Source organism: Arthrobacter sp. ISL-28, from assembly GCF_018613875.1.
GTDB lineage: Bacteria > Actinomycetota > Actinomycetes > Actinomycetales > Micrococcaceae > Arthrobacter.
In genome coordinates, this window is sequence record NZ_JAGGPJ010000052.1 from 1 (window position 1) to 20937 (window position 20937).

17 protein-coding genes and 1 rRNA gene are annotated in these 20937 nt (G+C 65.7%); 5 read left to right on the top strand and 13 right to left on the bottom strand.

Translation table 11 applies throughout. The features are described 5' to 3' along the window. The 3 genes from J7E80_RS22800 to J7E80_RS22810 all read left to right on the top strand — a co-directional run. Positions 1 to 1178: MmgE/PrpD family protein (locus J7E80_RS22800; protein WP_215054485.1), on the top strand; the 1178-nt coding region annotated here is incomplete at its 5' end. A 2-nt stretch (positions 1179 to 1180) separates the two neighbouring features. After that, the gene (gene prpB / locus J7E80_RS22805; RefSeq protein ID WP_215054486.1) at positions 1181 to 2086 is read left to right on the top strand and encodes a methylisocitrate lyase; all 906 of its coding nucleotides are present in this window, start codon (positions 1181 to 1183) and stop codon (positions 2084 to 2086) included. A 70-nt stretch (positions 2087 to 2156) separates the two neighbouring features. Next, complete coding sequence (locus tag J7E80_RS22810) at positions 2157 to 3296, top strand: bifunctional 2-methylcitrate synthase/citrate synthase (protein ID WP_215054487.1); 1140 nt, start codon at positions 2157 to 2159, stop codon at positions 3294 to 3296. Positions 3297 to 3373: 77 nt separating this feature from the next. Here the strand turns inward: J7E80_RS22810 and J7E80_RS22815 are convergent, their stop codons facing one another. The 12 genes from J7E80_RS22815 to J7E80_RS22870 all read right to left on the bottom strand — a co-directional run bounded on the left by J7E80_RS22815 (position 3374) and on the right by J7E80_RS22870 (position 15907). Continuing rightward, complete coding sequence (locus tag J7E80_RS22815) at positions 3374 to 4363, bottom strand: hypothetical protein (protein ID WP_215054488.1); 990 nt, start codon at positions 4361 to 4363, stop codon at positions 3374 to 3376. A gap of 1 nt (position 4364) precedes the next feature. Next, positions 4365 to 4874: an RNA polymerase sigma factor gene (locus J7E80_RS22820; RefSeq protein ID WP_215054489.1), complete on the bottom strand. Its 510-nt coding sequence runs from the start codon at positions 4872 to 4874 to the stop codon at positions 4365 to 4367. A 74-nt stretch (positions 4875 to 4948) separates the two neighbouring features. Beyond that, a complete protein-coding gene (locus J7E80_RS22825; protein ID WP_215054490.1) occupies positions 4949 to 5437 on the bottom strand; it encodes an 8-oxo-dGTP diphosphatase in 489 nt (162 codons plus the stop codon). Positions 5438 to 5542: 105 nt separating this feature from the next. Beyond that, positions 5543 to 6598: a site-specific tyrosine recombinase XerD gene (xerD, locus tag J7E80_RS22830; protein WP_215054491.1), complete on the bottom strand. Its 1056-nt coding sequence runs from the start codon at positions 6596 to 6598 to the stop codon at positions 5543 to 5545. Next, positions 6598 to 7260, bottom strand: coding sequence for an NUDIX hydrolase (locus J7E80_RS22835; RefSeq protein WP_215054492.1), 663 nt, complete (start codon positions 7258 to 7260; stop codon positions 6598 to 6600). Before J7E80_RS22835 ends, xerD begins: the two co-directional genes overlap by 1 nt. Positions 7261 to 7290: 30 nt before the next feature. Then, positions 7291 to 9102, bottom strand: coding sequence for a CTP synthase (locus J7E80_RS22840; RefSeq protein ID WP_251037276.1), 1812 nt, complete (start codon positions 9100 to 9102; stop codon positions 7291 to 7293). 104 nt (positions 9103 to 9206) lie between these two features. Then, positions 9207 to 10946, bottom strand: a complete 1740-nt coding sequence (gene recN / locus J7E80_RS22845) for a DNA repair protein RecN (protein WP_215054493.1) — start codon at positions 10944 to 10946, stop codon at positions 9207 to 9209. Between the two features lie 3 nt (positions 10947 to 10949). Beyond that, positions 10950 to 12005, bottom strand: a complete 1056-nt coding sequence (locus J7E80_RS22850) for an NAD kinase (RefSeq protein WP_251037277.1) — start codon at positions 12003 to 12005, stop codon at positions 10950 to 10952. A 13-nt stretch (positions 12006 to 12018) separates the two neighbouring features. Then, complete coding sequence (locus J7E80_RS22855) at positions 12019 to 12831, bottom strand: TlyA family RNA methyltransferase (RefSeq protein ID WP_215054494.1); 813 nt, start codon at positions 12829 to 12831, stop codon at positions 12019 to 12021. A gap of 1 nt (position 12832) precedes the next feature. Next, entirely contained in the window at positions 12833 to 13102 is a 270-nt protein-coding gene (locus J7E80_RS22860; protein WP_215054495.1) for a hypothetical protein, read from the bottom strand. Between the two features lie 9 nt (positions 13103 to 13111). Further along, the gene (locus J7E80_RS22865; protein WP_215054496.1) at positions 13112 to 14101 is read right to left on the bottom strand and encodes an HAD-IIA family hydrolase; all 990 of its coding nucleotides are present in this window, start codon (positions 14099 to 14101) and stop codon (positions 13112 to 13114) included. 6 nt (positions 14102 to 14107) lie between these two features. Next, entirely contained in the window at positions 14108 to 15907 is a 1800-nt protein-coding gene (locus tag J7E80_RS22870; protein WP_215054497.1) for a hypothetical protein, read from the bottom strand. A 385-nt stretch (positions 15908 to 16292) separates the two neighbouring features. On the opposite strand from J7E80_RS22870, the gene J7E80_RS22875 reads away from it, so the two are divergent. Beyond that, entirely contained in the window at positions 16293 to 18281 is a 1989-nt protein-coding gene (locus tag J7E80_RS22875) for a bifunctional copper resistance protein CopD/cytochrome c oxidase assembly protein (protein ID WP_215054498.1), read from the top strand. Positions 18282 to 18360: 79 nt separating this feature from the next. Continuing rightward, the gene (locus J7E80_RS22880; protein WP_215054499.1) at positions 18361 to 20388 is read left to right on the top strand and encodes a multicopper oxidase family protein; all 2028 of its coding nucleotides are present in this window, start codon (positions 18361 to 18363) and stop codon (positions 20386 to 20388) included. 395 nt (positions 20389 to 20783) lie between these two features. Here the strand turns inward: J7E80_RS22880 and rrf are convergent. Then, positions 20784 to 20900, bottom strand: a 5S ribosomal RNA gene (gene rrf / locus J7E80_RS22885). Positions 20901 to 20937 lie beyond the last annotated feature (37 nt).

A 20937-nucleotide genomic window follows, 5' to 3' on the forward strand; every position in this document is an offset into this window, starting at 1 on the left:
TCGCCGCGGACTACTCCCACCCGGGGGACAACATCCCGCCGATCCTCGCCGTGGCCCAGCACGTCGGCTCCAACGGCCAGGACCTGATCCGCGGGATCGCCACCGGTTACGAGATCCAGGTCAATCTCGTGAAGGCGATCTGCCTCCACAAGCACAAGATCGACCACGTGGCCCACCTCGGCCCCTCCGCCGCCGCCGGCATCGGCACCCTCCTCGGCCTGGACGTCGAAACCATCTTCCAGTCCGTCGGCCAGGCCCTGCACACCACCACCGCCACCCGCCAGTCGCGCAAGGGCGAAATCTCCACCTGGAAGGCCCACGCCCCGGCCTTCGCCGGCAAGATGGCCGTGGAAGCCGCGGACCGGGCCATGCGCGGACAGACCTCACCGGTGCCGATCTACGAAGGCGAAGACGGGTTCATCGCCTGGATGCTGGACGGCCCGGACGCCTCCTACCAGGTCCCGCTGCCAACACCGGGCGAGGCCAAGCGCGCCATCCTGGACACCTACACCAAGGAACACTCCGCCGAGTACCAGGCCCAGGCCTGGATCGACCTGGCCCGGAAGCTGAACAGGGAACACCCCGAAGCCACCGACCCGGCCAATGTGGCCTCGGTGCTGATCAAGACCAGCCACCACACGCACTACGTCATCGGCTCCGGCGCGAACGATCCGCAAAAGTACAGCCCCACCGCGTCCCGGGAGACACTGGACCACTCCATCCCGTACATCTTCACCGTCGCTTTGCAGGACGGCGCCTGGCACCACGTGCACTCCTACTCCCCCGAACGCGCAGCCCGCCCCGACACCGTGGAACTGTGGCAGAAGGTGTCCACGGTCGAGGACCCGGAATGGACCCGCCGCTACCACTCCCTGGACATCAACGAGAAGGCGTTCGGCGGCTCGGTGGAAATCACCCTGACCGACGGAAACGTCATCACTGACGAAATCGCCGTCGCCGACGCCCACCCGCTCGGCGCCCGCCCGTTCGCCCGCGAACAGTACATCAACAAGTTCCGCACCCTCGCCGCCGGCCTGGTCGAAGAGGACGAAATCGAGCGGTTCCTCGACGCCGCAGCCCGGCTCCCGCAGCTGGCCGCCGGCGAGCTGGACCAGCTGAACATCACCGCCGCGCCCGGAGTCATCGACTTCGCCGCGGCACCAAAGGGGCTGTTCTAAAAATGCTGTACTCCAAGACGACCCCCGAACAGAAACGGCTCCGGCTCCGTGAACTCCTGGCATCGGGGACCATCCAGCAGTTCCCCGGAGCGTTCAACCCGCTCTCGGCCCGGCTGATCGAGGAGAAGGGTTTCGCCGGGGTCTACATTTCCGGCGCGGTGCTGGCCAACGACCTAGGCCTGCCGGACATCGGCCTGACCACGCTCACCGAGGTCGCCACCCGGGCCGGGCAGATCGCCCGCATGACCGAACTGCCCGCCATCGTGGACGCGGACACCGGATTCGGCGAGCCCATGAACGTCGCCCGGAGCGTCCAGGAACTGGAAAACGCCGGGCTGGCCGGCTGCCACATCGAGGACCAGTTCAACCCCAAACGCTGCGGCCACCTGGACGGCAAAAACGTCGTCGACCTGGAAACGGCCACCAAGCGGATCCGGGCGGCGGTGGATGCACGCCGGGACCCGAACTTCCTGATCATGGCCCGCACCGACATCCGCGCAACCGACGGACTTGAGGCAGCCAAGGACCGTGCCCGGGCCCTGGTCGAGGCAGGCGCCGACGCCATCTTCCCCGAAGCGATGAAGGATCTCAGCGAGTTCCAGGCGATCCGCAACGCCGTGGACGTCCCGATCCTGGCCAACATGACCGAATTCGGGAAAAGCGCGCTGTTCACCGTGGAGGAGCTCCAGGGTGTTGGCGTGAACATGGTGATATATCCGGTCACCCTGCTCCGTAGTGCCATGGGCGCTGCGGAGCGTACGCTGGAATCGATCAGGGCCGACGGAACGCAGGAGGCGCAGGTAGGCAGCATGCTTACCCGTGCGCGGCTGTACGACCTCGTGGACTACGAGGCCTACAACCGCTTTGATACCGGCGTTTTCAATTTCCGGATCCCCGGGACCGACTGACGCGCAACCCATATTGGACCGCCGGCCCCGGGAAGCCGGTAACAAGACGCAAGGAAGGAAGGAGTTCAGCATGGCTGAAGAAGAGATCAAGAAGGGCCTCGCCGGCGTCGTGGTGGATTACACCGCCGTCTCCAAGGTCAACCCCGACACGAATTCACTGCTGTACCGGGGCTATCCGGTCCAGGAATTGGCAGCAAGGTGCAGCTTCGAGGAGGTCGCCTACCTGCTCTGGAACGGTGAACTCCCCAATGCCGAGGAACTCGCCGCTTTCATGGCGCGGGAGCGGGCCGGCCGCGCCCTGGATCCCGTGGTGAAGCACGTGGTCGACGCCCTGCCCGTCACGGCCCATCCCATGGACGTCTGCCGGACCGCTGCCTCCGTGATGGGCGCGCGCCATGAGCTCGCAGAGGACTCCTCCCGGGAGGCCAATATGGCCAAGGCCGTGGACCTCTTCGCGGCCATGCCCGCCATCGTCGCCTATGACCAGCGGCGCCGGCGCGGCCAGGAACTCGTGGAACCCCGGGATGACCTCGGCTACTCCGCCAACTTCCTGTGGATGGCCTTCGGTGAGGACGCCGTGGCGGAGGTGGTCGAGGCGTTCAACGTCTCCATGATTCTCTACGCGGAGCACTCCTTCAACGCCTCCACCTTCGCCGGCCGGGTCATCACCTCAACGCTGTCTGACCTCCATTCGGCCGTGACCGGTGCCATCGGTGCCCTGAAGGGTCCGCTGCATGGCGGCGCCAACGAGGCCGTCATGCATACCTTCGACGAGATCGGCATCCGGCCGGAGGAATCCCTGGAGGAGGCCGCCGCCCGTGCAAAGTCCTGGATGGAAAATGCGCTGGCGCAGAAGAAGAAGGTGATGGGTTTCGGGCACCGCGTGTACAAGCACGGCGACTCCCGCGTGCCCACCATGAAGGCCGCGCTGGACAAGATGATTGCCCACTACGGCCGTCCCGAGCTGCTGGGGCTGTACAACGGGCTTGAGTCCGCGATGGATGAAGCCAAGGGAATCAAGCCGAACCTCGACTACCCGGCCGGTCCCACCTACCACCTCATGGGCTTCGATACCCAGATGTTCACCCCGCTGTTCGTCGCCAGCCGGATCACCGGCTGGACGGCCCACATCATGGAACAGTTCGAATCGAACTCACTGATCCGTCCGCTGAGCGCCTACAACGGTCCCGAGGAACGGCACGTTCCGTAGGTTCCACTTCCAAAAAGCACGACGCCGGGCCGGTCACTGTTGAGGTGGCCGGCCCGGCGCCGTTGCATCTGTCTCAGCTATCGGGTTATTCCTGGCGTAGGCACGTCCAAGGCCGCCGGATGCAGGGCCAAGGAGATCAGCATGCGCTTGATGTCCTGGTACTCCTGCGTCTGCATGTAGCTCTTCGCTTCCGCGACGGTGTTGAACGTGAGCGGAGCGTCCCGCCCGTCGGCCATGAGCCACATGGCGTCGCCGAAATGAGCGAAGGGAACGTTATCCGGACCAAGGATGCCGTTGTACAAGCCGCACGTTGTGGGCTTCGGGGCCAGGTCTCCGTCAGTTAATGCCAGGGAACCATACACTTTGTCGCCCTGGATGACCCGGAAGACAAAAGCGGACGGTCCGCGGGCGAATTCCTTGAGTTTTGCCGCCTTTTGCGGAATGTCAACGACGACTGAATCGAGGGTCTGGTACGGCTTCGGGTCGGGGCACATGGGACCTCCCGCGCCGTCGTAGACCAGTTGAAGGGTGGACATGGTCTTGCCGGCCGCATTCTTCACTTCAACCGTGTTGTAGGAGCCTCCATCGATCGTTTGCGGAGCCTCGGACACGGTCCAGCCGAGCGGGTGTTCAAAGGTCGCCTGGCCGGTTGCGTCCGTGAAGGTCGTCCAGGCAGCGGCGGTTGGCGCCGGGGCTGGTGTCGGTGCTGCGGTCGCTGTCCGTGTTGCGGGAGGCGTCGACGTCGGGCCGGGTGAGACTGGCCCCGTCGCTTGGGTAGGCGAGGGTACAACGGTGCCTGCCGGGGCAGGTGCCGAAACCAGCTGTCCGAGGTTGGTGGCCACCAGCAGCCCAACCGTCACCGCCGCTGCTGCCAAGGTCAGAACGCCGGCCACTCGCGCCCGCCGCCGTTTCCTGTCCTCGAACCGCAAAACATTAGCCGGCAGGCTGTCGCTGAACATCGGCGCCCCGCTGAGCACTTTGCGCAGGGCGGCCTCCGCTTCGGGTGTCGCGGCAGGATCGTGACGGAGCGGGTCTGACCCGGAGATCAGGCTTTTGATCGGATCCATCTCATACACCCATCTTCTGTGTGATTGACCCGGCAGTCACTTGCATTTGCTTGCGGAAGGCTGCCCTGGCACGGTGCAGGCGGACCTTCGCGGCGGATTCGCTGCATCCCAGGACGCCGGCGATCTCTGCAGCGCCGAGCCCGTCCCAATATGCCATCTGGAGGATGTCGCGCTCACTGGCACGCAGGGCGGCCAGCGCGTCGTGGACCACGAGGTCCTCGGACTCTGCGCCGGAGCGGAGTTCAGCGGCTGCCCGGAGTTTTGCCTGCAGCGCCAGGAGCCGGTCGCGGCTCCTGTAGGCATTTCCGATCAGGTTCCGCGCCACCGTCAACAGGAAGGCGATGTCGCTCCGCGGCTGGTCACCCCATTTCTGCCACACCACGCGGAAGACGTCGGCAGCGAGCTCCTCGGCAAGCTCCGCCGATTCCACCCGCCGCCGCACGAATCTGTAAACCCGCGGATAGCTGTCCCTGTGAACGGCGATGAACGCCAATTCGCGTTCCGATTCCACGCATCCCCCCAACGTAAGAAGTGGCGGCCTGAGCTGGCAGGCTAACCGTTTAGTTTCCGCGAAGTAGCGAGCGGTTACACACCCCGCGAAGAATATTCAGCGGAGGCCACGGTCTCGTTGTCCTCGTTAAGGGTGATGACGGCCTCCACGACCCCACCATCCACGGCAGCAGGCAGCCAATGCTCCGCGTCCTGCCACATTCGGTCTAAAGGAAGAGCAGAGGCCAGGAACCATTCCGGAACAATCTCGGAACTCTCCACGGGGTCGCCGGCCCAGTGGCGGGTCGTGAAGATCCGGGTGGACATGTTCCATTCCGGCCGGGCCGGAAAGACGAATTCGATCAGTCCTGCGTCCCGGAGGTCTTCCTCCAGGACGGTGACCCCGGCTTCCTCGTAAACCTCACGGCAGGCGGCTTGGGCGTCGGACTCGCCCGGTTCCACATGCCCGCCGAGGCCCACGATCTTCCCAACACCGAACCCGGTCTTTTTCAGGCCCAGCAGGACTTGGGGCCCTGCTGCGCAGTCGCGCAACAGGAAACACAGCGTGACGGGCGTGGAACTCATGGAACCACAGTAGCGCCCGCACCGGCCGCCCAGGCGCTCCCCGGGTTTCCGGATCAGTGCGCCGGCCGAGGGCATGGCTTCAGTGCACTGTCTGTCCGGGAGTGTCTAGCCGAGCGCGCGGGGGTGGGCGGCAGCGTAGATTTCCCGGAGGGTGTCAGCTGTCACGAGGGTGTACACCTGGGTGGTGGTCACGGAGGCATGGCCCAGGAGTTCCTGGACCACCCTGACATCCGCTCCGCCTTCAAGCAGATGAGTGGCGAAGGAGTGCCGCAGGGTATGCGGGGACACGTCCTTGGTGATCTTGGCCTTCTCCGCGGCAGCTTTCAGAATGGTCCAGGCGCTTTGCCTGCTGATGCGCCCGCCCCTGGCGTTGAGGAACAGCGCCGGCGTGCCCTTGCCCTTGGCGGCAAGCAGGGGGCGGCCCCGGACCAGGTAGGCGTCCAGCGCCCGGGCGCCATAGGATCCGAGCGGCACCATCCGTTCCTTGGATCCCTTGCCGAACAGCCGCACAATTGCAGGGCCGGCTTCAGCCGGCTGCAGCGAGATGTCGTCCACATCCAGCCCGACAGCCTCGCTGATCCGGGCCCCGGTGGAATAGAGGAATTCAAGCAGTGCCCGGTCCCGAAGGCCGGTGGCGGTGTCGGTTCCGGCGGCTTCGAGAATCCTGGTGACCTCGTCCACGGTGATGGCCTTGGGCAGCCTCTTTCCCGGCATTGGCGGGTGGACGTCGCTGGCGGGATCCGCCGTCGTCGTTCCTTCCAGCGCCCAGAACTTGTGCAGTCCGCGCACGGCGACCACCGTGCGGGCCGCCGACCGCACCCCAAGGGGCGCCCCGCCGTCGGCTCCGTCCGACAGGGCCTGGGCGAAGCCTGTCACATGGTGACGGGTCACGTCGCCGGGCCGGGTGACGCCTTGGGCAGTGAGGTAGTTGGAGTAGCGGGCAAGGTCACGGCGGTAGGCTGACAGCGTATTGGCGGCGAGGCCGCGCTCCACGCCCATGTGCTGGAGGTAATCGGTCACAGCGCGATCGATCGCCGTCCGCGGACGGTCTGGAGACGTGCGCTCCGGAACCGCTGACCCCTGCTGAGCGGGTTCGTTGGCTTCTGCTTGCGGCGCGTCCGGGGCAGGTGAGGCCTCCGCTGCTGCCGTGCCTGCTGTCATCAGCGCTGGCTGGGATGGGCCGGCCAGGGCGCGTCCGACGGCCGCAGACCGGCGAAGCCGTCTGCCTTCGCTGCCGCGGCGGCAAGGATCCCGACAACGGCGGACGGGTTGTGGAGGCGCCCTTCCAGAACGCCCGCCACGGCTTCTTCGAGCGGGATCCAGTGCAGTTCGATTTCTGCTTCCTCGTCCGTCCGCTGGTGAAGCTCGTGGTGCGGCACTTCGGTGAGGCCGCGGGCAAGGTAGATGCGGATCGCTTCACTGGAGGATCCCGGTGAGTTGAAGAAGTCCACCAGGACATTCCACGTGTTGGCGATGAGGTCTGCTTCCTCGGCGAGTTCCCGGGCGGCTCCCACCACAAAGTCCTCACCCTCCACGTCCAGCAGACCGGCCGGGATCTCCCAGAGGTCCATGCCCACGGGGTGCCGGTACTGCTTGAGGAGCAGCACTTCGCCGGCGTCATTCATGGGGAGCACGGCAACCGCCCCGGGGTGGTCGATGTAGTCCCGGACCAGGGCATCGCCTTCGTCGCTGAGCTTAAAGCTGTCGCTGACCACATCCCAGATCCGGCCTTCGTAGACCTTCTCGGTGGACAGCAGACGGCGCGGGCTCGGCGCATCCGAAACCTGCCGTGCAGCAGGGGTGTTTTCAGAATTACCGGGCATCGCGCCGTCCTCCGTCGTTGGTGCTCTGATCTACTTGGCGGTTACTTCGCGGGCTACTGTCCCGGACACAGCGTCAGACGCTATGGTCTCGGGTGCCGAAGCAGGCGCCCCAGCTGATGCGCCGGGGGTGCCGTAGTCGGCGGTGCCGTTCTGGTGGTCCAGGGCCGCCTTGACCAGCCCGGCGAAGAGCGGATGCGGGCGGGTGGGCCGCGAGCTCAGCTCAGGGTGGGCCTGCGTGGCCACGTAGTACGGGTGCACCTCACGCGGCAGTTCAACGTACTCCACGAGTTTGCCGTCCGGGGACGTTCCGGAGAAGACAAGGCCCTGGGCGGCAATCTGCTCGCGGTACTTGTTGTTGACCTCGTACCGGTGGCGGTGGCGTTCGCTGACGGTGGTGGTGCCGTACGTTTCGGCGATGACCGAGCCTTCGTCGAGCTTGGCTTCGTAGAGGCCCAGGCGCATGGTGCCACCGAGGTCTCCCTTGCCTTCGACGATGTCCAACTGTTCTTCCATCGTGGCGATCACCGGGTACTTGGAATCGGGCTCGAACTCGCTCGAGGACGCACCCTCGAGGCCAACCACGTTGCGGGCATACTCGATGACCATGCACTGCAGGCCGAGGCACAGGCCCAGGACCGGCAGCCGGGTGGTCCGGGCGAACTTCAGGGCGCCCAGCTTGCCTTCGAGGCCACGGATACCGAATCCGCCCGGAACACAAATGGCGTCCACGCCGTCCAGCGATCTGACGGCACCTTCGTGGGTTTCGCATTCGTCGGACGGGACCCAGCGGATCTTGACCTTGGCGTTGTTGGCGAAGCCGCCGGCGCGCAGGGCCTCCGTGACCGAGAGGTAGGCATCCGGAAGGTCGATGTACTTGCCCACCAAGGCAATTTCAACCTCATGCTTGGGGTTGTGGACTGCTTCGAGCAGCTTGTCCCAGCTCGTCCAGTCAACGTCCTTGAAGGGCAGGTCCAGAGCACGGACGATGTAGGAGTCCAGTCCCTGGGAGTGCAGCGTCTTGGGGATGTCGTAGATGCTCGGGGCGTCGGCGGCGTTCACCACGGCGTCGATGTCGACATCGCACATGCGGCCGATCTTTTCGCGCATGGCGTCCGGGACTTCGCGGTCCGAGCGGACCACGATCGCCTCGGGCTGGATGCCGATGGAGCGGAGTGCCGCCACGGAGTGCTGCGTGGGCTTGGTCTTCAGTTCCTGCGACGGTCCAATGTACGGGACCAGCGACACGTGGAGGAAGAAGACGTTGCCGCGGCCAATGTCCTGGCGGACCTGCCGGGCGGACTCCAGGAACGGCTGCGACTCGATGTCGCCAACAGTTCCGCCGATCTCGGTGATGATGACGTCCGGCGCGTTCTTGCCCTCGGAGGGGAGCCGCATCCGGCGCTTGATCTCATCGGTGATGTGCGGGATGACCTGGACAGTGTCGCCCAAGTATTCGCCGCGGCGTTCCTTGGCGATCACGGTGGAGTACACCTGCCCGGTGGTCACATTGGCCGAGCCCTCGAGGTTCTCATCGAGGAAGCGTTCGTAGTGGCCGATGTCGAGGTCGGTCTCCGCGCCGTCGTCTGTGACGAAGACCTCGCCGTGCTGGAAGGGGTTCATCGTGCCCGGATCCACGTTCAGGTAGGGATCGAGCTTCTGCATAGTTACAGACAAACCACGTGCCCGCAGCAGGTGGCCGAGGCTCGAAGCCGTCAGTCCCTTGCCTAGCGAGGACGCCACACCACCGGTGACGAAGATGTGTTTGGTCGTCTTGGACGAGCCCGGGAACCGGGAATTTACACGGGAATTTGATCGCTGCACCACGGAATTCGAGCCTATCATCAATTGAACCTTCCACGGATCGGGTAAAGCGTCCCCAAATGCTTCAGTCTCCCGTGTCCGGCGCCTGCGGGCAAGGGCCGCTGGGCAGGGCAAGGGCTCGGAGGCTACGCCCGCTGCGGCAGGAGCCTGGCGTCGTCAAGCAGCTCCTGGGCATGGGCCTGCGCGGTTTCAGAGTCCTCCTGGCCGGCAAGCATCCGTGCCAGCTCCCTGACCCGCTCGGGCTCATCCAGCAGCTGGACATCACTGGAGGTGAACCCGGTGGCCGTGGCGCCGTCGGAGCCCCGGACGGACGTCTTGGTGACCCGGATGTGCTGGTCAGCGAAGGCGGCGACCTGCGGCAGGTGCGTCACCACGAGCACCTGGACGTGGCGGGCCAACATGGCTAGCCGGCGGCCGATTTCGACGGCGGCACGCCCGCCCACGCCTGCGTCGACTTCATCGAACACGAAGGTGGGAACCGGATCGACGGCGGCGAGCACCACTTCGATGGCGAGCATCACCCGGGACAGCTCACCCCCGGAGGCACCCTTGCCCAGCGGCCGTGCGGGAGCCCCCGAGTGCGGCTGAAGCAGGAAGGAAATCTCGTCCGCACCGTAGGGGCCCAGCTGGCTGGCGGCCTCGATGGTGATGACCAGGGTGGCGTCCGCCATGGCGAGGGCCTTCAGCTCTGCGCTGACCCTGGCTGAGAGATCCTTGGCCGCCTTGGCCCGAAGTTTGCTGATGGCAGCGGCCTGTTTCGTGAGGTCAGCCTCGGCCTTGACCACTTCCGCGTCCAGGGTCTCGATCCGGGTGGAATCGTCCTGCAGCTCGTCAAACCGGACGCGGGCGTTTTCCGCCCAGACAAGGACCTCATCGATACTCGGTGCGTACTTGCGGACCAGTTTGGCCAGTGCTGCCCGGCGGTCTTCGATCTCCGCCAGCCGCTCCGGGCCTTCCGAATCCAGCCCTGCCTGGTAGCTGGCGAGCTCCGTGGCGATGTCGTTGAGCAGGAAGCCGACTTCCGCGAGGCGCGCGGCGGCGTTGCCCAGTTCCTCGTCATGCTCGGCGACGTGCTCCAGCGTCCGCTTGGCCGCGTCCACGAGCATGGTGGCGTCCCCGGTGTCGCCGAAGTCCTCGGCGATGAGTGCCTGGTGTGCGGTGCTGGCCGCGATGCGGAGTTCCTCGACGTTGGCCAGCTTCACGGCCTCGGCCTTGAGGGCGTCGTCCTCCCCCGGCTGGGGATCCACGGCGTCGATTTCCGCCAAGGAAATCTGGAGCGACTCGGCCTCGCGCAGCCGGTCCCGCGCCGCGCTGCGGAGCGATTCCAGTTCTGCTTGGCTGGACTTCCAGGAGCTGTACAGTTCCTGGAAGCCGGCAAGGGCAGAGGCGAGGTTTTCACCTGCGAACTTGTCCAGGGCTTCGCGCTGGGCGGTGGCGCTCTTGAGCCGAATCTGGTCCGACTGCCCGTGCACCACCACGAGCGATTCGCCGATTTCGGCCAGGACCCCCACAGGGGCAGCCCGGCCGCCAAGGAATGCCCGGCTCCGGCCGTCCGCGCCCAGGCGCCGTGCCAGCAGCAGTTCCGCGCCGCCATCGAACTCCTCGATCTCGGCCCCGGCGTCACGGGCGCGTTCCAAGGCAAAGTGCCCTGCGTCGAGTTTCACGACAGCTTCCGCAGAGGCGCTCTTGGCGCCGCTGCGGACAGCACCGGCGTCAGACCGTGCCCCGAGCAACAGCCCGACGGCGGTAACCACCATGGTCTTGCCGGCACCGGTCTCACCGGTCACCACGCTGAGCCCGGGGCCCAGCGGCAGAGTGGCGTCGGTGATGACGCCCAGATCGCGGATTCTCAGTTCTTCAAGCATGGATCACTTCCCGGTTGGAGGATCGGAATCTTCATCAGGTCCGGCGAAAGGTTGCGCGATGGGCGGCAGATCGTCAAGGTGCGGCGCGTGCAGGGATGCCATGGGGCGCGGGGTGCGGACGATCGGCACCGGGCCGGTGTGGACGGTCTCGGACTGCGGTACAGGGCCACGCCAGCCGTGGATGGGCAGTTGGAACTTGCGGACAAGCCGCGCCGAAAACGGCGTTTGGTGCGTCCGCGCCAGCCGGACCGGCGTGGCTGACCGGGTCACCTCGACGCGGGCACCGGGCGGCAGGTCCACGGAACGCCGGCCGTCGCACCACAGCACACCCTGGGCATCCGTCCGGTTCAGCACTTCGACCGCCAGCCGTGACCGCGGAGAGACCACCAGCGGTTTGGCGAACAGCGCATGGGCGCTGATGGGAACGATCAGCAGTGCTTCGACTTCCGGCCACACCACGGGTCCGCCGGCAGAAAAGGCATAGGCCGTGGAGCCGGTGGGCGTGGCGAGCACCACGCCGTCGCAGCCGAAAGAGGTCAGCGGACGCTCATCCACTTCGGTGACCACCTCGAGCATCCGTTCACGGTTGCCCTTTTCGATGGCTGCCTCGTTGAGGGCCCAGGTGTGCCAGATTTTCTGCCCGCGCACCCAGACCTGGACGTCGATGGTCATCCGCTCCTCCACCGTGTAATCACGGCTGGCGATCCATTCAACGGTCTGTGTGAGGTCGGCCCGCTCGCTTTCAGCCAGAAAGCCCACATGGCCCAGGTTCACGCCAAGCAGCGGAACGTCCACCTCGCGGACCAGTTCCGCGGCACGGAGGATGGTGCCGTCACCGCCGAGCACCATCACGAGCTCCACATCGGGCAGCTGGACATGGTCGTGGAGGACCTCGACGGGCTCCTCCAGCCTGCCGAAAAAACCCTCCATGTCGTCCAGCTCAGATTTCTGCATCACCGGGATGATGCCGGAAGCGTGCAGTTGGACGCACGCTTCCCAGGCAGCCTTCAGGGATTCTTCGCGGCCGGTGTGGGCAAGTACCAGTACACGCCTGCTCATCGGATTCCGCTCTCTAATGGTTCGGCCAGATATTTCCGAGCAACGCAGCCACGGCTGCGCCCCGCTCTTCGATCTTAGGCAAGTCTTCGGCAATTCTTCGTTTTATCCACAGGAAGTATTCGACGTTTCCGTCCTGCCCGGGCAGTGGACTGGTAGCCAGTCCGCAGAGTTCGAGGCCCGCTTCGATGGCAGCACCAGCCACTTTACCGACAGCCATCCTGCGTTCGCGCTCGGACGTGACCACGCCGGTGCGCCCGAGCCGCTCCTTTCCGATCTCGAACTGCGGCTTGACCATGACCACCAGATCTCCGCCGGGGGCGGTGCACGCGGCCAGCGGCGCCAGGACGAGCGTCAGCGAGATGAAGGACAGATCGGCCACCGTCAGTTCCGCCGCGCCGCCGATCTGGTCCGAGTCCATGTAGCGGACGTTCAGGCCCTCGTGGACGCTAACCCGCGGATCGTCCCGGAGCTGCGGCACGAGCTGCCCGTGCCCGACGTCGACCGCCACCACGTGCGCCGCGCCGCGCCGCAGCAGGACGTCAGTAAAGCCGCCGGTAGAAGCACCGGCGTCAAGGCACCTTTTACCGCCGACGGCGACGGCGGGAAACGCGTCCAGGGCGCCGGCGAGCTTGTGGCCGGCCCGGCTGACGTACGTGTCCGTGGCGTCGTCCGCCACCGTCAGCTCACGGTCGTCGGGGATCTGGAGCGATGCTTTGGCCAGCACGTCGCCGGCGGAGGACACCCTGCCGTCCGCGATGAGCCGCGCGGCGTGCGTGCGGGACCTCGCCAGCCCGCGGCTGACGAGCATCTGGTCGAGTCTTGTCATGTCAGGCGGCACCGGTCCCGGACGGGGTGTCTGCCCCGGAAATGTCTTGGTTCAGCGCGTCAAGTAAGGCGTCATGCATCTCTGTGTAAGCGGCGGGATGCTCCGAAACCGGAAGACCGGGGATCTCCAGGACCCGTTCGAGGATTGCCTGGACTCTACCGTCTTCACCGTTTCCGGCGGATCCCGGCCCGTCAAAACCATCCGCGGGCAGCTCTGGCCAGGCCATTGGGGGTGCGGTTTCGATAGCGCCGCCGGCGTTCAGCTCTGTCATGGCACCAGTCTATTGACCGAGCCACTCAAGAGCGGGAGCCGTGGCCTCGGCGGCGTGCGGGTTCGCCGCCCACCAGGCAGCGCAGGCCGCGCGCCAGGAATCGAGGCTTTCCTTGCCGCCGGTGATCTGGACCACGTCTCCATTGGCGGAGGCGGTGGAATCACCGCAACGGAACATGCCGCCGTCGTTCTCCACAGCGGGGTACGGCTCGTACAACTCGGTCAGGTCGTTGATGAGGAATCCTGGCCGTTCATCCGTGCGTGCAGCGAGGATCGTCTCACGGGTATCGACGCCGGTCAGTACGGCGACGGTGGCGAAGCCCGCCCTGTTGCCGCCCAGGATGTCGGTGTCCAGCCGGTCCCCCACGACGAGCGGCCGCTCCGCCCCGAGGCGCTTGGCAGCAGCATGGAACAGCGGAGCCTCCGGCTTGCCTGCGACGAGCGGCGTCTGGCGCGTTGCCGCTGCGACGGCGGCCACGAGGGTGCCGTTGCCCGGCGCCATTCCGCGGGCCTGCGGAATGGACATGTCGGTGTTGGTGGCGACCCACAAAGCGCCGCCGGCCACAACATAGGCTGCTTCCGCCAGATCCTTCCAGCCGATTTCCGGGTTGAAGCCCTGCACCACGGCCACAGGCTTGCCCTCGGCATTGTGCACAGGCTTCAGGCCCACCAGCTCAATTTCATGGGCCAGGGCGGGGCTGCCGGTAATCAGCACGGACGCGCCGGCAGGAACCAGTGCTGCCAGGAGTTCCGCGGCCGCCTGCGAGGAGCTCACCACTTGGTGGTCTTCGGCTGGGGCGCCGAGCTCGCGCAGATGGGAAGCGACCTGAGCCGGCGTCCGGGAGGCGTTGTTGGTCACGTAGCCGAGACCGACGCCGATGCCTTCGAGCCGCTGCAGTGATTCCACCGCTCCCGGGATGGCATGCGGGCCGGCGTAAACCACTCCGTCCAGGTCGGAGAGCAGCGCGTCGAAGCGCGAAATCAGGTGGGTGTCAGTCATGCGTTCCTAGTTCTCCGAGCCTTCGGGCCGGCGGTCCTCGTGGTGTGCTTCGGGGTCAGCCGACTCCCAAGGCTGGCTGTCGCCGGCCTGGCTGTCGCCGGACTGGCTGTCGCCGCCGGACTCGGCGCCGTCTTCTGTTTCGTCCTCGGTTTCGTCGACAGGTTCAACGGAGTCGACATCGGATTCGGCGTCATCTGACTCAAAGTAGTCCGCTTCGACGTCGTCAATGTTGTCACCTGCTGCCCGGCCCGCCGTCGTTGCTTCGGCTTCCGGGCTGACCTCGGCCGCGCGCTGGGCGGAAGTGGTGCTGGCCTGCTCGGGAGCCGCATCTGCTGCCGCCTGGGTAATCAGCCGACGGCGTTCGGCTTCCTCGCGGGCTTCCTCTTCCTCGTCCCAGCCGAGGTCGATGATGTCCGGCTCCTCGGAAACGCCCTGTCCCAGGGCTTCCTCGGCAACTACTGCCTGGCGCTGCCACTTCTCGGATTCGCTTCCACGGCCCGCTGCCGCCAGGGCATCTGCGTAGGCGCGGAACAGCCGCGGGCTGTAGGAGAAGGCACGATTAATGTCCAGCTGCGGTATCTCCAGTTCGGCCACGGCAGCTTCCAGCTGGCCCAGGTCAGAACGGGCACCGGAAGCAACAATCGCCAGTTCCACCTTGCCGGGAGCGTCCAGGTCCTGGGCTTCCTCCGAGCGGACGACGTCCAGGGCACGGTCCGGCCGTCCGAGTCCGCGTTCGCAGTCAGCCATGACAGGAAGGTGCACGTTGGAGCCGCTGATCCTGCGGTATGTCCTGAACTCGCGCAGGGCCTCGCCGTAGTGTCCGGCGGCGTAGGCCGTCAGCCCAACGGCTTCGCGGACAGCGGCGAGGCGTCCGCCGCGGCGGCTGGCGGCAAGGGCGTGCTGGAAGGCAAGCTCGGGCTCTTCGTCGATGAGGCGGCCGGCCATGACAAGGTGGCGCGCCACCCATTCAGCGCTCTTGGCTTCCAGGGTTTTGATCTGATGCTGCGTGGCGCGGTCTAGCTCCTTGCCCGTAACGTCCTCGTCGATCTCGGGAGAACGTTCACGCTCCGGGCGGTTTGCGCTGCGGAGGTCCCGGGCATTGGGGACGCGGACCGGACGGTCTTCTTCCCTGTCACGGCCGAACTGGCGCGGGCCGGATTCGCCCCGGTCAAAGCTGCGCGGAGCCCGTTCCTGCCGGTCGCCGAACGGCTTGCGGTTCTCGCCGCCGCCGAAGCTGCGGCGCTCTCCCTCGCCCTCACGGCGCGGACGGTCACCAAACGGCTTGCGCTCACCGCCACCGAAACCGCGCCGCTCTCCGTCACCTTCACGGCGCGGACGGTCACCAAAGCTGCGGCGCTCTCCCTCGCCCTCACGGCGCGGACGATCACCAAACGGCTTGCGCTCACCGCCACCGAAACCGCGCCGGTCCCCCTCGCCCTCACGGCGCGGACGATCACCAAACGGCTTACGGTCACGATCAAACGGCTTACGCTCACCGCCACCAAAACCGCGCCGCTCTCCCTCGCCCTCACGGCGCGGACGATCACCAAACGGCTTACGGTCACGGTCAAACGGCTTACGCTCACCCTCGCCCTCACGACGGGGCCGGTCGCTAAATGGCTTACGATCGCCATCACCGGATGCACGGTGCGGACCGTCCGCGCCTCGCCCGTCCCTGGCCCGGAAGCCGCGGGGGTCTCCCCCGGAGTTGTTGGTCCCCCTAAATGGGCCGCCGCCCTGCGAGCGGTTACTCCCCGAATTTCCGCGGTCATGCCCGCTGCGATTGCCGCCGTTGTGCTCAGCCATGGTGGATTCCTCCTGTAGTGAGCCGATCACTGGCGCGATGCGCAGCCGCTCTTATCCGTGTTTTATTGTCCTGCGCAACCCGGATTGAACTAGCCCGGCGTCCGCATATCTCCTTGCAATTCTAGGCGAGAGCCGGTCCAGTCACTAACGTCCGGGCCGGTGGGAGGACGGGCGTGGGGATCGTCACAGGCCTTCCTGCCTGGCCGCTGCCTGGTCCCAAAGCGCGGCCCCACGGTACGGTCCCACAGCCCGGTCCCACGGCCCGGTCCCCAGACGTGGCCGGACGGGCAGCCCCATGTCCATTTCTGCCCCCTCTTGGTTCCACAGGGAAACTCCAAGCACTTGTGCCGAGACTGAGCCGAAGAGCAGGTGCCGAGGGGGAGCTATGAAGCAGTCAACCGCGAGGGTAATGGCGGCCGGGGCCATTGTCCTCGGATGCGGCGTCCTGGCCCTTGTCGTTTCCTACTACACAGGTGCCGGTTCCGAAACCGGCATACTGAACAGGACGGGACAGGCAGTTGTCTGGGGCCTGCCCATCGTCAAACTGGGTTTCAACGTCACCGCCGCCTGCTCCATCGGGTCTCTGGTGCTCGCGTTATTCGCTTTGCCACCCGAGGGGAAGGCGTTCAGTCAGGCGGTCACTTTTGCCGGCGTCTCGGCTGCCTTGTGGACGGCAGCCGGAGCGGCCATGAGCTTCCTGACCTTCCATTCACTCGCCAATCTCCCATTGTTTTCGGAGGGGTCAGACACAGCGTTTGTCAGTTTCCTCACGGACGTCGACGCCGGCAGGCTGAGTGCCCTGGCCGTGCTTATCGCTGCTGCCGTGACAGTTTTTTGTTTTACAGCCCGCACGCAGCAGGGCACGTCCCTGGCTGTGCTGCTTGCGCTTGCGGGGCTGGTTCCGCTGGCGCTGAACTCGCATGCCACGGGCAGCGGCACCCATCCCGACGGCACCGTCTCGGTGGTGATGCACATGGCCGCCGCCGCTGTCTGGCTCGGAGGGCTCCTAGCTCTTGTCGGGTTGCGCAGGTCTTTTGCGGCGGCCACGGTCACAACGGTGGTCCGGCGGTATTCGACCCTGGCATTGGTCTCCTTCGTGGCTTTGGCTATCTCGGGGCTACTGGCCGGCTGGGCCGGCATAGGATCCCTGGACGGCCTCGCTACTCCCTACGCAACGCTCCTGGCGGCCAAAAGCGCTGCCTTCATTGTTTTGGGTATTTTCGGCGTGCTTCACCGGAAGTGGGTCCTTGCCGCACTCGAACGAAACCCCGAGAGGGCTACCCTGACCTTCACCCGCTTGGCTGTCGCCGAACTGGCAGTCATGGGAGCCGCGTCCGGTATGGCTGCGGCGCTTGCCCGTACGCCTCCCCCTGCTGTCACCGGAACCGGCGTCGTCGACGAAACCCCGCAGATTTCTTCAATTGCCGAAGCCTTCTCCAGCTGGAAACCGGACCCGCTCTGGAGTCTCCTCTGTGGTTTGGCCGTCTTCCTGTACCTCGCCGGACTGCGCCGGCTGCGATTGCGGGGTGGCTTCTGGCCGGCCTACCGGACTGTCGTCTGGCTGCTGGGCATGGCGCTTCTGTTTATCGTCACAAACGGCGGACTCCACGTCGCCCAGGAGTCTCAGATCAGTGCCCACGTCCTGACCCAGATGACCATCACAGCGCTCGTCCCGCTGTTCCTTGTGCCCGCGTCACCGCTCACCCTGGCGGAACTCACAGTCCAGCGACGGGACGACGGAACGATTGGAGCCGCCGAAGTCGTCACCGCAGTCCTCCGGCCAATGCTCGCCCTAACGGCGGCACCAGTCATCCCTGCGATGGGCCTCGCCGCAACACTGACCGTGTTGTATTACACCCCTCTGCTGGAGAGCTCATCCCGTACCCAATCCGGGTATGCCGCCATGACATCGCTGGCGTTGCTCTCCGGCTGCCTGTTCACGGCCTCGGTGATTCGCCCGTTCCCCGGGCAGCGGGCATCGGCCCTCACCACCAGGCTGTTGGCTCTTGGCGTTGCCGCTGTACTTTACGGCTTGCATGGCTGGGCGCTTGCCCAGCAGCCCGACCAGCTGCCTGACGCCAGGAGACAGCCGTGGCAGATATCTGTCGATCCGGCCTTTGACGTTTCAGCCGCGGTGGGCGCAGAGCCAGCAGGCATGGCGATGTGGTTCCTCGCAGCAGGCACCCTCTGCGTGGCGGCCGCCGTCGTGCTTTTTCCAGTGCGCCGCAAGGCGGGCGTTGCGGACAATGTCCGGGGCGAAAGCGCGGCGGCAAGGGAGCTGGTGCCGGCCGCCGACTCCGCCGCCGTAGCCACTCCGGAATGCGAAGCCCACCCAAACGGGTCCCCCCAAGCCGGCCGCCCACCCGAAAGCTAAGCCACTCAAGATTTTCGCAGGGTGGGCCAACCACTCTTTATCTAAAGCAATTGGACTTTTGGCGTTACAGGAGGTAGCCATGTCAGTTTCACGCCGTCAGGCGCTGCAAATCGGTGGAGTTGGAATTCTTGGTGCCATGGCGTTGGCCGTGCCGCTGACGTCGGTCAACGCCAAATCGGCCAGTCTGCTGGACCCCCGGAACATGCCTAGGCCCTACCAGCGGATGCTCCCGATTCCGCCGGTGCTCAAGCCCAAGAGCACAACACTCGGCGCCGACGGCCAGAAGACGCACCTCTACCAAATCGAGCAGACTGTCGGCATGGCGAGCATCGTTCCCGGGCTGAGCACCCCGATCCTCGGCTTCAACGGATTGTTCCCGGGCCCCACCATCAAGGTGAACCAGGGCGAACGAATCACGCTGGAAATGGACAATTTGTTGCCGCTCTTCCACCCGCAGTGGGGCTACCGGCTGGACACCTCCACCCACCTCCACGGCTCTGCCTCGCTGCCCCAGTTCGACGGCTACGCTAATGACCTCACTGGCCGCGGACTATGCAAGGACTACGAGTACCCCAACTTCCAGCCCGCCCGCACCCTGTGGTACCACGACCATGCCGTCCACCGCACCGCACAAAGCGTGTATTCAGGTCTCGCCGGCCAGTACCACATCCACGATGCGGTGGAGAGAAGCCTGCTGCCGCAGGGCCAATTCGACGTTCCGCTGACCATCTCCGACGCCATGTTTTCCCGGAATGGCTCCCTCGGCTACAACGACAACACGCACTCCGGACTGTGGGGCGACGTCATTCTGGTCAACGGGGCGCCTTGGCCTGTCATGAAGGTCCAGCGCCGCATTTACCGCTTCCGTATCCTCAATGCATCCATCTCCCGCTCTTACAGGTTCCAGCTGAGCACCGGGGATCCCATGACAATGGTAGGAACCGACGGCGGTCTGATGCCTTCAGCCCAGCGGGTCACCTCATGGCGGCAGGCAGGTGCGGAACGCTACGAGATCCTCATTGATTTCTCCAAGTACCCCGTGGGCAAGCGCGTTGAACTTCGCAATCTGTCGAACGAAAACAATGTCGACTATGACTACACCGGAAGGATCATGGCGTTCGATGTTACGGGTGACCCGGTGGACACCTCCGGCCCCGCCGCCAGGGTGATGCCGACGCTGCTCGCCGGAAGCGCGGCCATGAGCTTGATGCCGAAGGACGCGGTCAAGACCCGGCACATGCGGGTCAAGAGGGACGGCGAGATTTGGACCATAGGCGGCATGACTTGGGACGACGTCATCCAGAGCGGGTACAAGAAAGTCCTGGCCGATCCGGACCTGAACGACGTCGAGATCTGGGAGGTCGAGAACAGCTCAGGCGGCTGGTTCCATCCCGTGCACATCCATCTGGTGGATTTCCAGATCCTGAGCCGCAACGGCAAGGCCCCGTTCCCCTATGAGCGCGGGCCCAAGGACGTCGTGTATGTCGGTGAGGGCGAGACTGTGCGCCTGCTCATGAAGTTCGGCCCTCACCGGGGCCGCTACATGATCCACTGCCACAACCTTCCGCACGAAGACCACGACATGATGGCACAATTCAGTGTCGGCTACGACCCCAACGACCCGGACCCCAACGATCCGATCGATGCCGTAAGGCCCCACCCCATCGACGAGACTGCAGCTGCTCCGGTTGAGCCGGTAGAACAGCCCGCCCCGACCTCCGGAATGACTTCAACCGCTCAAGCAACGCAGACCGCTCAACCAACACAGAGCAGCAGTACGGCCGCACCCACCCAAACAGCAGCTCCCATGACCACACAGCCAACGGCGCAAATAGACGTTGTCACGATCACGACGGCCAGGCACCGACTGAACAAGGACATCGCCTTCGCCGGAACATCCACGTTCACAGGTACTTCGACCGGTGCCAGCGTGGTCCTGTATGACGTCACTCCCGGGCGCACAGCGACTCGCGTCGGCGCCGCGCTGATCAATTCCCTCGGGAACTGGTCCTGGTCGACCAAGCCCGGACCCTCACGGCAAATCACTGTCGTCAGGGCGGACTCGGGCCGCGGCGGCACAGCGACGGCAAACGTACGAACCAGCTAAGTTAGCCGGCGGCCCCTGGTTGGGCCTGCCGAACGGCAGGTTCTGAGGGAGGGTCCCGGGTTTGCGGGGCAGGTTCTGAGGGAGGCTCCGGGTGAGCCCTGCGGGTTCTGGGGGGAGGGCCCGGGTTTGCGGGGCAGGTTGTGAGGGAGGGTCCCGGGTTTGCGGGCCGGGTTCTGAGGGAGGATCCCGGGGTTCACGGGCGGGTTCTGAGGGAGGATCCCGGGTTTGCGGGCCGGGTTCTGAGGGAGGATCGCCGTGGGACAGGCCAAGGGGTTAGACGGGCAGGGCCCGCTGGTTGGGCCTGTCGAAACCGGGGTTGCCGTGGTGGGTGTTCACTCTTGGTGTTAATGAGCGAAGGCCCCGACACGTGGTGTCGGGGCCTTGCTGTAATGGTTGTCCGGCGGTGACCTACTCTCCCACACCCTCCCGGGTGCAGTACCATCGGCGCTGTGGGTCTTAGCTTCCGGGTTCGGAATGGGACCGGGCGTTTCCCCCACGCTATGACCGCCGTAACCCTTGTACCCGGCCCCCCGGGCGGTGGCCTGGGGG

Excerpts from the sequence above, each read along its gene's own strand:
- prpB (WP_215054486.1), top strand. The coding sequence starts at position 1,181 with ATGCTGTACTCCAAGACGACCCCCGAACAGAAACGGCTCCGGCTCCGT.
- J7E80_RS22810 (WP_215054487.1), top strand. The coding sequence starts at position 2,157 with ATGGCTGAAGAAGAGATCAAGAAGGGCCTCGCCGGCGTCGTGGTGGAT.
- J7E80_RS22815 (WP_215054488.1), bottom strand. The coding sequence starts at position 4,363 with ATGGATCCGATCAAAAGCCTGATCTCCGGGTCAGACCCGCTCCGTCAC.
- J7E80_RS22825 (WP_215054490.1), bottom strand. The coding sequence starts at position 5,437 with ATGAGTTCCACGCCCGTCACGCTGTGTTTCCTGTTGCGCGACTGCGCA.
- xerD (WP_215054491.1), bottom strand. The coding sequence starts at position 6,598 with ATGACAGCAGGCACGGCAGCAGCGGAGGCCTCACCTGCCCCGGACGCG.
- J7E80_RS22835 (WP_215054492.1), bottom strand. The coding sequence starts at position 7,260 with ATGCCCGGTAATTCTGAAAACACCCCTGCTGCACGGCAGGTTTCGGAT.
- J7E80_RS22840 (WP_251037276.1), bottom strand. The coding sequence starts at position 9,102 with ATGATAGGCTCGAATTCCGTGGTGCAGCGATCAAATTCCCGTGTAAAT.
- recN (WP_215054493.1), bottom strand. The coding sequence starts at position 10,946 with ATGCTTGAAGAACTGAGAATCCGCGATCTGGGCGTCATCACCGACGCC.
- J7E80_RS22850 (WP_251037277.1), bottom strand. The coding sequence starts at position 12,005 with ATGAGCAGGCGTGTACTGGTACTTGCCCACACCGGCCGCGAAGAATCC.
- J7E80_RS22855 (WP_215054494.1), bottom strand. The coding sequence starts at position 12,831 with ATGACAAGACTCGACCAGATGCTCGTCAGCCGCGGGCTGGCGAGGTCC.
- J7E80_RS22860 (WP_215054495.1), bottom strand. The coding sequence starts at position 13,102 with ATGACAGAGCTGAACGCCGGCGGCGCTATCGAAACCGCACCCCCAATG.
- J7E80_RS22865 (WP_215054496.1), bottom strand. The coding sequence starts at position 14,101 with ATGACTGACACCCACCTGATTTCGCGCTTCGACGCGCTGCTCTCCGAC.
- J7E80_RS22870 (WP_215054497.1), bottom strand. The coding sequence starts at position 15,907 with ATGGCTGAGCACAACGGCGGCAATCGCAGCGGGCATGACCGCGGAAAT.
- J7E80_RS22875 (WP_215054498.1), top strand. The coding sequence starts at position 16,293 with ATGAAGCAGTCAACCGCGAGGGTAATGGCGGCCGGGGCCATTGTCCTC.
- J7E80_RS22880 (WP_215054499.1), top strand. The coding sequence starts at position 18,361 with ATGTCAGTTTCACGCCGTCAGGCGCTGCAAATCGGTGGAGTTGGAATT.